15 protein-coding genes are annotated in these 12414 nt (G+C 46.9%); 6 read left to right on the top strand and 9 right to left on the bottom strand.

Going from position 1 to position 12414, the window contains the following annotated elements; all coding sequences use genetic code 11:
- Window positions 1–57: 57 nt before the first annotated feature.
- Both B5X72_RS20655 and B5X72_RS17455 read right to left on the bottom strand, forming a co-directional pair.
- Complete coding sequence (locus B5X72_RS20655; protein ID WP_139378764.1) at window positions 58–246, bottom strand: hypothetical protein; 189 nt, start codon at window positions 244–246, stop codon at window positions 58–60.
- A gap of 32 nt (window positions 247–278) precedes the next feature.
- Window positions 279–1196 carry an SDR family oxidoreductase gene (locus tag B5X72_RS17455; protein ID WP_245826984.1) on the bottom strand — a complete coding sequence of 306 codons (918 nt, stop codon included), beginning with the start codon at window positions 1194–1196 and terminating at the stop codon, window positions 279–281.
- Window positions 1197–1357: 161 nt separating this feature from the next.
- Between B5X72_RS17455 and B5X72_RS17450 the strand changes: the two genes are divergently transcribed.
- From B5X72_RS17450 to B5X72_RS17435, 4 genes are all read left to right on the top strand, one after another.
- A complete protein-coding gene (locus B5X72_RS17450) occupies window positions 1358–1633 on the top strand; it encodes a hypothetical protein (RefSeq protein ID WP_079718212.1) in 276 nt (91 codons plus the stop codon).
- A 145-nt stretch (window positions 1634–1778) separates the two neighbouring features.
- Window positions 1779–2171: a response regulator gene (locus B5X72_RS17445; RefSeq protein WP_079718211.1), complete on the top strand. Its 393-nt coding sequence runs from the start codon at window positions 1779–1781 to the stop codon at window positions 2169–2171.
- A gap of 121 nt (window positions 2172–2292) precedes the next feature.
- Complete coding sequence (locus tag B5X72_RS17440) at window positions 2293–2496, top strand: hypothetical protein (RefSeq protein WP_079718210.1); 204 nt, start codon at window positions 2293–2295, stop codon at window positions 2494–2496.
- A gap of 10 nt (window positions 2497–2506) precedes the next feature.
- Window positions 2507–3532 (top strand): DNA topoisomerase IB, encoded by a 1026-nt coding sequence (locus B5X72_RS17435; protein WP_139378763.1) that lies wholly within the window; start codon window positions 2507–2509, stop codon window positions 3530–3532.
- Window positions 3533–3542: 10 nt separating this feature from the next.
- Here the strand turns inward: B5X72_RS17435 and B5X72_RS17430 are convergent, their stop codons facing one another.
- From B5X72_RS17430 to B5X72_RS20855, 4 genes are all read right to left on the bottom strand, one after another.
- Window positions 3543–4640 (bottom strand): AI-2E family transporter, encoded by a 1098-nt coding sequence (locus B5X72_RS17430; protein WP_079718208.1) that lies wholly within the window; start codon window positions 4638–4640, stop codon window positions 3543–3545.
- 2 nt (window positions 4641–4642) lie between these two features.
- The gene (locus tag B5X72_RS17425) at window positions 4643–5155 is read right to left on the bottom strand and encodes an RNA polymerase sigma factor (protein WP_079718207.1); all 513 of its coding nucleotides are present in this window, start codon (window positions 5153–5155) and stop codon (window positions 4643–4645) included.
- A gap of 362 nt (window positions 5156–5517) precedes the next feature.
- On the bottom strand, window positions 5518–6480 hold the full coding sequence (locus tag B5X72_RS17420; RefSeq protein WP_079718206.1) for a YihY/virulence factor BrkB family protein: 963 nt from the start codon (window positions 6478–6480) through the stop codon (window positions 5518–5520).
- Between the two features lie 183 nt (window positions 6481–6663).
- On the bottom strand, window positions 6664–6840 hold the full coding sequence (locus B5X72_RS20855) for a hypothetical protein (RefSeq protein WP_176146257.1): 177 nt from the start codon (window positions 6838–6840) through the stop codon (window positions 6664–6666).
- A gap of 80 nt (window positions 6841–6920) precedes the next feature.
- On the opposite strand from B5X72_RS20855, the gene B5X72_RS17410 reads away from it, so the two are divergent.
- Complete coding sequence (locus B5X72_RS17410) at window positions 6921–8414, top strand: MFS transporter (RefSeq protein WP_079718204.1); 1494 nt, start codon at window positions 6921–6923, stop codon at window positions 8412–8414.
- 130 nt (window positions 8415–8544) lie between these two features.
- Here the strand turns inward: B5X72_RS17410 and B5X72_RS17405 are convergent, their stop codons facing one another.
- On the bottom strand, window positions 8545–9849 hold the full coding sequence (locus B5X72_RS17405) for a M23 family metallopeptidase (RefSeq protein WP_079718203.1): 1305 nt from the start codon (window positions 9847–9849) through the stop codon (window positions 8545–8547).
- Between the two features lie 69 nt (window positions 9850–9918).
- Here B5X72_RS17405 and B5X72_RS17400 point away from each other — a divergent pair, with 69 nt between their 5' ends.
- On the top strand, window positions 9919–10659 hold the full coding sequence (locus B5X72_RS17400) for an MBL fold metallo-hydrolase (RefSeq protein WP_079718202.1): 741 nt from the start codon (window positions 9919–9921) through the stop codon (window positions 10657–10659).
- Window positions 10660–10670: 11 nt separating this feature from the next.
- Here the strand turns inward: B5X72_RS17400 and B5X72_RS17395 are convergent, their stop codons facing one another.
- Both B5X72_RS17395 and B5X72_RS17390 read right to left on the bottom strand, forming a co-directional pair.
- Complete coding sequence (locus B5X72_RS17395; RefSeq protein WP_079718201.1) at window positions 10671–11351, bottom strand: DUF421 domain-containing protein; 681 nt, start codon at window positions 11349–11351, stop codon at window positions 10671–10673.
- 13 nt (window positions 11352–11364) lie between these two features.
- On the bottom strand, window positions 11365–12318 hold the full coding sequence (locus B5X72_RS17390; protein ID WP_079718200.1) for a CvpA family protein: 954 nt from the start codon (window positions 12316–12318) through the stop codon (window positions 11365–11367).
- Window positions 12319–12414: the final 96 nt, after the last annotated feature.

The following is a 12414-nucleotide window of genomic DNA, read 5'->3' as shown; positions in this document are numbered from 1 at the left end:
AGAAATTAGTTTTCTGCAAAGGTAGGTATTTTCCTGTTCACCTTACCCATCGCCCCATCAGGGGAAAGAAGGGCTTGCCAGCGAGTCAGTAGTCGGGGTGGTGTCTCCCCAGGTCGCTGAATCGTTTGCCGTTGAATCTATAAACAGCGAGTCTGATCCGTCGGTGTCCTGATTTTGCCCCGAATTTCCGCATGAAGCCATGCTTGCTATTAGTCCACATGCTATTAATAATCTCAACGTTTTCATGAATAATATAGTGTTAAAGTAAAACAAGAAAATTATATGGTAATACGTCCGCCAGTAACCGGAAGTGTCGCGCCAGAGATATAGTTAGCCTCTTCAGAAGCTAAAAAAACATACGCCGGGGCGACCTCAACGGGCTGCCCGGGCCGTTCAAATGGTGTGTTTTCGCCGAAATGTTCATGATCTGGGATGGTAGAAGGAATAAGCGGCGTCCATATGGGACCGGGCGCCACAGCATTTACGCGGATGCCTTTCCCCTGTTCGAGTAAAATTTGGCTCAAGTTGGCCGTGAAGTTCTGGATGGCGGCTTTTGTCGCAGCGTAGGGCAACAAGGTCGGATTTGGCTCATAAGCGTTGACTGACGTGGTATTGATAATGCTCGAACCCGGTGGCATATGCGGTTCGGCGGCCTTACACAGGTAGAACATGCTATGGATGTTGACGGCAAATGTTTTCTCCCATTCCCATGCCGGAATATCTTGTAAGGTATCCCTTGACATTTGGTACGCCGCGTTATTGACCAGGATATCAATTTTGCCAAATTCCTTTACGGCTGTTTCAATAATTTTTTGGCAGTGCTTTTCTGAGCTAATGTCGCCTTTCACCTGGACGCCTTTCCTTCCCGCCTCTTCGATATATTTAATGGTATCTTCGGCATCCCGGTCTTCGACATCATCCAAGTAACTAATCAGCACATCGGCGCCTTCCCGCGCGAAGGCAATGGCTACCGCTTTTCCGATACCAGAATCTCCGCCGGTGATAATCGCTGCTTTACCGATTAGCCTGCCTTTTCCGCGGTATGATTGTTCGCCATGGTCGGCCTGTGGGTCCATGGCGCTCTCCGTACCCGGCACTTCTTGAGGCTTTTTGGGAAACGGTGGTTTTGGGTATTTGTTAGCCGGATCTTCATGCGATTGCTGAGCTTCATGGCTCATGGTTTTATTCGATGCCATAACAAGAATATTGTTGTTTTACCAATGTTATTTCTATCTGCCTAACAATCCGATCCAACGTTGGTTTGGTTTTTCTTAAACATTCGGGGTGCGCGATTGTAAGTAAGTATACACAACATAACGAAACACACGATATAACGAACAACAAAACTCAATGCAATATGGCTATAAAGAAAGAAAGTGCGCAGGTCTCGGCAGATAGTAGCCGCCTGCGTGACAAAAAGGGCGACGATCTGATCCGAGCAAGGAAGGATTTGAAGGATAAAAAGCAGGAAAAAAACTATGAAGCGGGAATAGACCCTCAAGTTGAACAGATCAATACCGTGCCTGAAGGGGAAGGGGCGAGCCAGGGCGATGTGAAGCCGGGCGGCGGGAACCGATTACATAAGGACAAGGTAGCGGGTGGTGAACAAACCAAACAAAACGATCAAAATTAAAACAATAATATCGTCGGGAAGAAAACATTTAAACGGGTTGTTTGTACACCTTTTACATACATCCGTCAGCGGATGATGTACATTTCAATCAGCGATAAAGGGTTTTAATTTTTGACAGCAATCAACACTAACAATTGTAAATTTGATGAGAAAGAAAATTTTGTACGTCGAGGACGATCTGGATATGGCAGACATTGTTGCCGAGATTATGCAGTTCGAGGAATATGAAGTGATTACGGACAGTGGAAAATCAATGTACAAAATATTGAAGGATAATGATATCGGGCTTATACTAATGGATGAAGGATTGAGTTGGTGCTGGGGGAGCAATCTATGTAGAGAGCTGCGGTTGAATGAAGAGACTGCAACGATCCCGATTATCATGATTTCGGCCGTGCGCGACATTGATGATATTGCCCAACACTGTGGAGCGAATGCTTACATCCGGAAACCATTTGAAATCTATGACGTTATAGATGCCGTAAATGAGTATTATCCAAAAGATGAAGCAAGTTCCCTGCCAAGCGGCGGGGTATAGGCCATTTTAATGCGAATATACGAATGGGGCCTGCCATTCACAATATAAGGCTATGGTAGCGGCAGAACGCCCATCCCTTATGATGCTACAGGCTCCGAGTCCTTACAAGCAATTATTGTCTATGAAAAGGAGTAAATTGAGCCGAGTGGCAGCGTCTACATCCACTCCGTATCAAAGTCCCCTACCAGCGCACGAAGGCATAGCCAACGACGAACATTCCAACGAGATGTCAGGCGTCAGAATGTTTGAGAACATGAAAATGGCGTTGTTTTTCAGTTGGGTACAGAGTGAGATGAGCAAGGACAAACGGGAGCGACAGGAGTAAAACCGCCAAATTGGAGCCAAAACGAAAACGTTCGAAACTTCGGTACCTTCCGGACTTGGTGCGTGGCTACACACGTGTGAAACGAGGGCGGGGGTATTATTTTACAGACCATGAAGGCAACCGGGTGACGGATCCCCGGAAATTGGATCGTTTTCGTGCATTGGTCATCCCACCCGCCTGGAAAAACGTGTGGATTAGCCCCAGTAAAAATGGCCATCTGCAAGCCACGGGACTCGACGAAAAAGGCCGAAAACAGTATCTCTACCATCCCGACTGGACAAGGGAACGGCAGCAGGCGAAGTTGTTGCGGATGGTAGAATTCGGTAATGCGCTGCCGCAATTAAGGAAGCAAATACGTAGCGATTTAAAATCTACGCCGCTCCAAAAAGAGCGGGTCACTGCAATAGCATTGAAAGTGACTGAAGAAACCCTAATACGGATAGGTAATGAACAATATTTCCGCAAATACGGCAGCCATGGGTTGACTACGTTGAAGAAGAAGCATGCAACTATCCTGGCCAGTGAAATAATCTTTCGATTTCGTGGAAAAAAGGGCGTACGGCAGCACATTACGGTGCGCAATGCCCGCTTAGCGTCGCACTTGCGGGAGTTGGTACGATTGCCGGGCGCATATTTATTCCAATACATGGATGACGAAGGAAAAAGACGCCGGCTTAATGCAGCGGATATCAATGCCTATATTCAGCGCCATGCCAATCTGAATTTTACCTCCAAAGATTACCGGACCTGGTATGCCGGACTTTGGGCATTTCGCCTATTTGCCGGCTGCCTTGATTACGGCAATGAGCGCGAATGCCAGGCCAACGTCCTTACCGTCTTGGATGCGGTATCCAAACGCCTGGGAAATACGAGGACGGTCTGCAAGCAATATTATGTGCCTGATAGGTTGGTGAGCGCTTACAGCGATGGATCGCTACTGCCTTATTTGCGTCGTAGCTTAAATGGCAATGGCCAACCGCTGGCTACGGAGACCGAAAGGCAACTTTTAGCGTTTTTGCGTAAAGCCACCAAATGAGCGGGCAGGGCTATTTCCTGCGTAGCATGCCTTTCAACGAATCGAGGAAAGACGTTCTGTTTTTCCGTGTTCCTGCCGGACCGATAAGCGCCCCATAGGCTTGTAGTTGGGGGATATTATCGCAGATAATTTTGATGATGCCTATCAATGGTATGGCCAGGGCCATGCCGGCGATACCCCATAGGAGTTCGCCCGCTACCAATCCCATAATCGTAAACAACGGGTTGATGTTTACCTGTTGGCCAACCACGAGCGGTTCAAGAATATAGGTTTGCAAAAACTGCACAGTCAGGTACACCAGCACGATACCGAGTACCATACGGGCATCGCCGCCTTGTGCCAATGCCGCTAAAATAGCGATCAGGTTGCCAACAAAATTTCCGAAGAAGGGAACAATCTCCAACATGCCACAGATAATGGCGAACAATATGGCGCCTTCTAACCCGGCGATACTGAAGCCAATACCATACATAATCCAGAGGACGACCACCATTTTGAACAGGCCGATCAGGTATTGGCCTGCAACGGCCACCGATTTATGCACAATGCGGTCAGCGTCCTGCCGCTTGTCGTCCGGCACAATACGCAGGATGAATTTTTTCAGATGAGCGCGGTAAAAGATAAGCAGATAGGTATATACGATAATCAGCACACCATCCACCGCAATACTGGTCAAGGTATTGATAACGCTGAAGACTACCGTGCTTGTTTGCTGTGTTGCTTGACGCTCCCCCCCGTTGAGCATCTTTGCCTGTTCGGCCTTGGGAATGCCTAACGTTTCGCTTACCCACGATCGGAGCGCGTCTATTTTTGTGGTCACCGTTTCCTTCATGTTGTCGAAATCATCAGTCATGCGGTTGACTTGCCAGGAAAGGACAAACACGAGTAATACGACCACCCCAAGTACCAATGCGACGGGTACAAGCGCCGCCAGTGCCCGATTAAGGCCCTTTTTTTCCAACATTTCGCTGACCCGATTAAGTAACATAGCAAGTAGTGCCGCCAGTATCACCGGAATAAGGAATGGGGCCGCGAAATATAAACTTGCAACGGATAACGATAAAATGATAATGATATTGGCGATCCGCGCGCTCTTTGGTTCTAACATCCCTAATTTTCCGTACCGTAAGGTCTAAGTTTCTTCTTTAGTTGCTGCCTGGCAACGTGAATCCGTGTTTTGACAGTTCCAATAGGGATTTGGAAATGATCGGCAATTTCGTGATACTTATAGCCTTCATAATACATCGAAAACGGATAATAAAATTCGGCTGATAGTTTGGACAAGGCTTGCTCGATGTCTTCCATTACAAACTTTCCCTCAGCGGTGTTGCGCAGCGAGCTTTTATACAGGTCTGACGACGAGATGGTATCGGTTTTAAGGATGATCGCGTTGGTTTTAACTTTTCTTCGATAGTAATTGATGAATGTGTTTTTGAGTATGGTATAAAGCCATGCTTGCAGGTTCGTGCCCTCTTTGAATTTATTGTAGTAAGAAAACGCTTTTAACAGCGTGTCCTGTACCAGGTCATTGGCATTTTCTTCGTCGCGTGTGAAGTAAAATGCATAGTTGCTTAAAGAGCTGGCTTCTTGAACAACCTTCGCGTTAAACTCAATCTTATTCATAACTATAGAATTAATCGTTTACGTCATTCCCCCTTATAACAAGTGTCAACAATGCGCTTGATGCTCTTTTTAAGGCCATCGTCGATGAAGAAACCACTGAATTGACCGTTTCAGTTTTTGTCTCTTGCTAAATTAACGGAAACTGTATTAGATTAATGTGTTTGTTTAATTGAATATCTGTTTGCCAAGTGCCAACAAAACAGCTGCTTTTTTGTTTTAATTATTTTAACTAATTAAACGCTTCTTGCATGTGCTTCTATAAAATTACTGTATTTAATAATACCAAGGATATGTTTTTGTATTGTAATATAATTTTTACAATTAAATATTTGGTTCAACCCTGCGGTGAATCATTCGTCGCGTTATTCGGATTCCGTCTTTTTCCTTACGGCATCTGCAGGGGGAATATGGTCAACTTCGCTTTCTGTTTCCCGTTCTTCCACATGTACCGCAAATTCCGCAGGAGCAATATGTGATCCATGGTATTCAGTATATGCTCTGGTGAATGACGCCCCGATATAGAGAATGGCTGCTGTATAATACACCCACAGGAGGAGCACAATGACAGATGCAGCGGCGCCATAGGTAGATTCCGGACCGGTTGTCTGGATGTAGAAGCTGATGAGAAAACGACCGACCATGAATAACACGGCCGTGAAAAAAGCACCGGCTTTTACATCTTTCCACTGGATGCGTACATCGGGCAAGAACTTGAAAATGACGCCGAATAAGGTGCTGATGACAATGAAGTTGGTAATGGTTTCTATGGCGATGGACAAGTAGACGGCAAGGTCTGAAAACAGCCTTCTTACATGGTCCATGAATACCATCAATACCCCATTGACAATCAACGATACGATAAGCAGAAAGCCTAATGACAGCACGAGTGAAGAAGAGAGCAACCGGTCGGTAATTAGCTTGACCCAACCCCGTTTCGGTTTCGGCTTGATTTCCCAAATCTTGTTGATGGAATGCTGCATATCCCCAAACACAGTGGTCGCTCCCAGCAATAAGGTTCCGATCCCTATCACAAGAGCCAATGTATTGTCTTCTTTGAGTTGGACATTTTTAAGTATCTCCTGTATCTGTGCTGCGGCACTGTTGCCTACAAGTCCATTGATTTCTTCAAAAATTTTTCCTTCAGCCGCCTCTTGTCCGAAAAATAATGCAGCCAATGATATGGTTAAAACCAGCAGCGGTGCGAGCGAAAATATCGTGTAATAGGCCAGGGAGGCACTAAATTTGAGTCCTTTTACGTCCATAAAGATGGTGAACGTGTTCTTAAGGATGGTGAGCCAATCTTTGATAAAGCCTTTTGATTTCATCTGTTATCTTTTTAATAGTTCGATGTTATCGCCATTTTCTCATCAATCGATGCGTTCGCAAGCCCGGTGATGGAATATTTTTATTTATGTCAAGGTTCCGCCAGCTATGTCGGATAACAGACAATATCGTCGTTTAGTTTACAGCGAAGTCGAAAATGGCTCTGGGTGCTCGCCTGCGAACTGCTAATATTCGCTGAAATAACGGGCAAACACCGTTAGGGCTACCGCCAAACATGCCGTGCTGAGGATGATGAGTACCACTCCCGCCGTTTCGTGGACATAGATCCAGGCAAACCTGCCAAGCATCCCAGCTAAGATGATAAACGCAAAAGCTATCCAGAGTTTTTTTCGGTTTTTCATTATTGTGCCAACAGTTGGCCATCCGGTTTGTTGTGCGAAATATGCAAACACCAATAACACACCCATATCATTGAAAATATATGGCTTTAAAACCCCAGCAAGAACTAACGGAAGGAGATGTGAAGCGTGGGCTGAGGATGGTTATTTGGGATGGGCTTGCTTCTGAAGTGGTAACGTCGCTCACGGGTGGAGCTTTCTTGGTCGCTATGGCGTTGTTACTTGGCGCCAATAATGTTCAAATCGGACTGTTAGCAGCCCTGCCCATGATTACAAATGTCTTCCAGTTACTCTCCATCATGTTGGTGAGGAAATACCAGAACCGGCGGGCAATATCTGTCGTTTGCATCGCTTTGGCAAGGATTCCACTCGCGATTATTGGGTTGATGGTCCTCCGTTGGCAGGGCGGATCGATCAATATGCTTATTTTCTTTCTTTTCTTTCACTTTTTCTTCAGCTCAGTATCCGGCTTGAGTTGGAATTCGTGGATGAAAGACATGATTCCAGAGAAAATGCTGGGCGAATATTTTTCCCGAAGAAGTCGGTATACGCAGACGCTCAATGTGGCGCTGAGTATTATTCTTGCTTTGCTTCTTGATTTTATACGAAGCCGGTATCCGGCGTACGAGCTTACTACGTTTGCCGTGTTTTTCGTTATTGCAGGCGCCGTTGGCCTGGTAGGGGCTTATTTTTTGTCCAGAGCACCCGAGCCGCAATCTTATCTGTCAAAAGCCCGGTTGTTTACGCTTTTGAAAATGCCGTTGAAAAACGAAAATTTCCGTCGGTTGCTGGTGTTTAATTCTGCTTGGGTTTTTGCACTGAATATTGCAACACCTTTTTTTACGGTGTTTATGTTGCAAGGGATGGGATTACCGCTGTCTTATATCATTGTACTAACCATCATCAGCCAACTATCCAGCATAATGACGTTGCGGATGTGGGGCATATTTTCCGATAGGTACAGCAACAAAAGCATCATTGCGATAAGCGCACCCGTATATATTCTTTGTATTATCGCTTGGTCATTTGTTGGCATCTATTCTATCATGTATATCAACCTCGGATTGCTTGTGCTTATCCATATGTTCAGCGGCATATCCACCGCGGGGATCAATCTTTCGCTCACCAATATCGGGCTTAAGCTCGCTCCAAAGGAAGATGCGATCGTATACCTCTCGGTCAAGAACATCGTGACGGCTGTTTTTTCTGCGCTTGGTCCATTATTAGGTGGTGTGTTGGCGGATTACTTTGCCGAAAGAACCTTGGAAATCACCTTTGAATGGAATAGCCCTGATTTTGATAAAACGTTTAAGCTGGTGTCCCTCCACCAATGGAATTTTCTGTTTTTGATAGGTGCTTTCCTCGCCTTATGTGCGTTAGAACTGCTGGGCCGTGTAAAAGAAACGGGTGAAGTGGGAAAAGATATTGTTAAGCGGATTATGCGGAAGCGCCTGAAAAGCAATATGAAAGATGCAATTATCATCGGCAACCTCATCACCTGGAACAATCAATTGAGGGCCATTTTGAAATTGAGAAAAAAACGAACCGTTACCTCCTCCGTCTCGCCCGATAGATAACATAGATCAGTATGCCGATGAAAAAAACTGCACCAAATAGGATAGCAAAAAACATGGTATAAGTGTTAAGTGTTTGTTATTCTCTATACAATGGAGCAGCGAGTTAGTTTTATTTTTTTGGCATTACCTTTCATTGCTGTATCCAGCCTCGTATCGGACTTTCTATGAGCAAGAAATCATCGTACTCTGCCAAAACATGGGCTTGGCTGCCTACGTTCAGGTGGGTGATTTGTGCCGATGTAGTGTCTGGTTGGGCGTACAGGGTACGTTGCCTGGCAAGCCGCATGCGACGTAAGGGGGTGAGCGGTGTGGCGTGTTTCTCGAGTACAAAATGCTTGCTATAATCCGGAAGGACTACACGGTATCCGTTGCGATAAGACGCTTCCACAAGCATGGGCATATGCCGCGAAATGCCGGGAAGCAGTGACGTACTGCTGCGTAATGTGTCGCCGACGCGGGTGGTATCGGCGATAATCTTTGGTGGTGTCGATTTCCCTGGGCGCAAAAAAGGCAGTGGATCGACGGCCCCACCTATCCCATAGATGCCGAAGTGAAGGTGCGGTGGGGTAGTCCGCGCATTTCCGGTATTTCCCATCAGCCCGAGCGTGTCACCCATAGTTACGAATTGGCCGGGAGTTACCAATTGACTATCAAGGTGGGCATAATATAAATTAAACTGACGGTCTTTTGGCCGGAGCCAGATTACTTTTCCCCCCAACCGGTTATCACCTACACGACCTACCACGCCGTCAACGGCTGCGATAACGGGTGTATGGCGCGCAGCAAAAATATCAATACCCTCATGGCTCCGTCTTCCTCCATCCCGGACATCACCGAAAACGCTGCCTATGTGTTGCTTGGCGTTTGGTGCCACCGGGTTCCCGAGCGAGGCCTCCGCGGTAAGCCGGAGCTTGAAAGACAGCTCGGTCAGGAGCTCTGGCTGTACACGCAGTATATACTGCCCATCCCGCTTCGTATCCCAGGTAAGCACTGTAGCCCCGGTGTCTGCTGAGGTAAGGTGCCGCGGTTCGCCGGTTGTGTCCAATGCAGCTTCAAAAAGGTCGATAAATAATTGTACGCTGTCTGTGCTACTTATTGTTATATCGATATGTAGCCGTTCGCCTTGTCGCGCGTTGAATAGGTAACCAATAGCTGTGGGTTTTTCGCGCGCAATATAGGCAGATTCTTGATGGGGGACAGTCACGGTCGTCGGACTGGCAAGGCTATGTCTTGATGCATGTAGCCATTGCTGGTACATCGTACTATGCTCAAGCCCGGCGTCCCGTAGCTGGTTAAGGTAGCGCTCATGCGGCGATGGGCTCCTAAAAAGTGTTCCCGTTAATTGGTCGCTGCATGCTGCCGTAAAAGCAGCAAGCAGGATGACAGCGAATCGGATGTGACGGCGATAACTGTTCATACCTTTAGTTACACGCATGTTGATTCATTTGTTTGTTTATATAACAATTCGGATTTTGGTTTGTATCTTTTAAAAAACAATAACAACATGGGAGACATAACAGTAGATATCATTGGATGTGGTGATGCCTTTGGAAGCGGCGGACAGCTGCAAACGTGCTTTTATATTCATACTTCGCATTCGCGCTTGTTGCTTGACTGCGGGGCTACTGCGTATTACGGAATAAAACAGCAGCGCATCAACATAGACGATATAGATACCATCATGATTTCTCACTTTCATGGCGACCATTATGGCGGTGTGCCGTTTTTGTTGCTGGAGGAAGCCATTCGGCGCCGCGAAAAACCATTAACCATTATCAGTCCGCCGACGGGGAAGGAGCGGATTACAAAACTCCTTGACCAGCTCTATCCAGGCAGCAACGTATTAGGCAAGCTAAACCTCCTATTCAAAACCTATATAACGGACGGTGTTATGGAGGCAGACCATCTTGAAGTAACGGCTTTTCCGGTGATGCATACGCCCGATACGCTGCCGCATGGCGTGCGGATAGAAATTGGGGGGAAGATCATTAGTTTTTCGGGTGATACCGCTTGGACCCCGGTGTTAATCGAATTGGCAAGAGATGCCGATTTATTCATCTGCGAATGCAATGACTACCATTCGGAAGCAAAAGGGCACATGAATTATAAGACCCTGCTGGCCTATGCCGATCAATTGACCCATAAGCGAATTTTGCTTACTCACTTCGGTACAGAAATGTTCCGAAACCGTGAGCAAATCGACTATCCCTATGCACATGACGGGCTTCGCGTGACGCTGAATTAACCGAAATAAGGTTAGCTTACCCGTCTTGTATTAATGGCCAACACCCAGTCATGACGATTGCAACGACTGCAGCGATGGCGGCCTGGCGGCAATTGCTGTAACGTGCCGCAATATATGCAGGCGTACAAGCCGGCTTGTTTGATAAGATCCGAATGCTTGCGATAGGCATGCGGCAGGATCGGTAACCCGTATTTCACTTCGTCCTCCGGATAAAAAAATACACTCATGCTTCCGTTGGTTTCCAAAATAGCTGCTCGGACCTGCCCAAGGTGCTCAACACCCTTGTCTCGCAATTCAGCAAAAAATTCATCCTTCGAAAGGCTGTCCTTAGCCTCGTCCTTAATGATCAGGATACTATCCTCTACAATATACACCGGCTGTCCCTCCAGAAGCCGCTCAAATCGCTCATTTTTGGTCATCAACCAAGTAATCAGGCGGTACAAGCCAATTGCTGTGGCGCACACCAGCACAGTGGGCACGATAGCCACATCGTCATAAAACATCGGGTCGCCGGCTGCTGATCCCAAGCTCAGGATGATTGCCAATTCAAAAACCGACAATTGCCGTACGCCCCGTTTTCCCGATAGCCGCAGCACGGCCATAACAACGATAAACATGAACGCCGTACGAAATACAACTTCCAAGGCAAAATGGCCGTCGACTTCGTGGAGAAAGATACGTTCCCAATCCATGTCATTGAATCCGTTAATTGCGGAAGTTTTGCGTCACCATCAAACCGTATACGCCGCCGTCAAGCACGCCTATGCCAACGCGGCCAAACGCGGGGCGGAGGATATTCTCGCGGTGCCCTGGCGAGTTCATAAGTCCTTCATGGGCCAACGGCAAGGTTTGCGCGAGCGCCAGGTTTTCGCCAGCGGCAAGAAACGTGATCTTTGCCCGGCGGATACGATCAAAAGGGGTGCTGCCATCCGGTGAGATATGCGAAAAATAGCCGTTTGCAAACATATCTGCTGCATGTTCACGAGCTACGGGCGTAAGTTCTTCATCATGCTGTAAGGGTGATAGATCCACCTTTTTCCGCGCTTCGTTTATGAGTTGAAGCATCTGGCTTTCCAAGTCAGGCCGTGGCGTTGGGTTGGCGACGGTAAACGGCAAACGTACACGCTCGGTAGATTCAGGAGCTATCGTCATTTTGTTCACTGAGCGGTTTACCGCCTTTTGGAACGCCGGCGCAAATGGTTGCTCAACCTGTTCCAAACCTGCGGTCAACCGTTGCGCCCACACACTCTCACGTGTGTGGGCGGTGAGCGCCGCGGATAACGGGAATAACAACAACAACGTCGCAATAACCGCTGCATAGAGTTTGCCTGTTATAAAGCCCGGAATAATGCCCAACCACCTATTCAGCAAATTTGTGTGTGCAGCTTGAGGAATCCGCTGTACAATATGGTTCACCAGTAACGACAGAATAGTGCCTGTAAACAGCAACGTCGTTAAGAAAGACAACGGTACCGTCCAGACATTATCCATGATGTACACTTCAACAAAACGGGCCAAATAAGGATATAGCCAAAACGTCAGCACAAGGCTTCCGACCCACGAAACTAAGCTGGCTATCCCAATCAAAAAACCTCTTGAAATGCCATTCCACAGGGCAAATAGCACCACGAGAACTAATATGATGTCTATAACGTTCATTTTTTATGTCAGCCGATAACTGTCAAAGTTCCATGAAATATACATCCCTATGGATAAAATGTTTTGTCGCAAGGCGTCCAACAATTGGCGTAGATG

The sequence above is a fragment of the Parapedobacter luteus genome (assembly GCF_900168055.1).
GTDB classification, from domain to species: Bacteria; Bacteroidota; Bacteroidia; order Sphingobacteriales; family Sphingobacteriaceae; genus Parapedobacter; species Parapedobacter luteus.
Note: the sequence above shows the minus strand (reverse complement) of the source record. Positions and strands in the feature narration are given on the sequence as shown.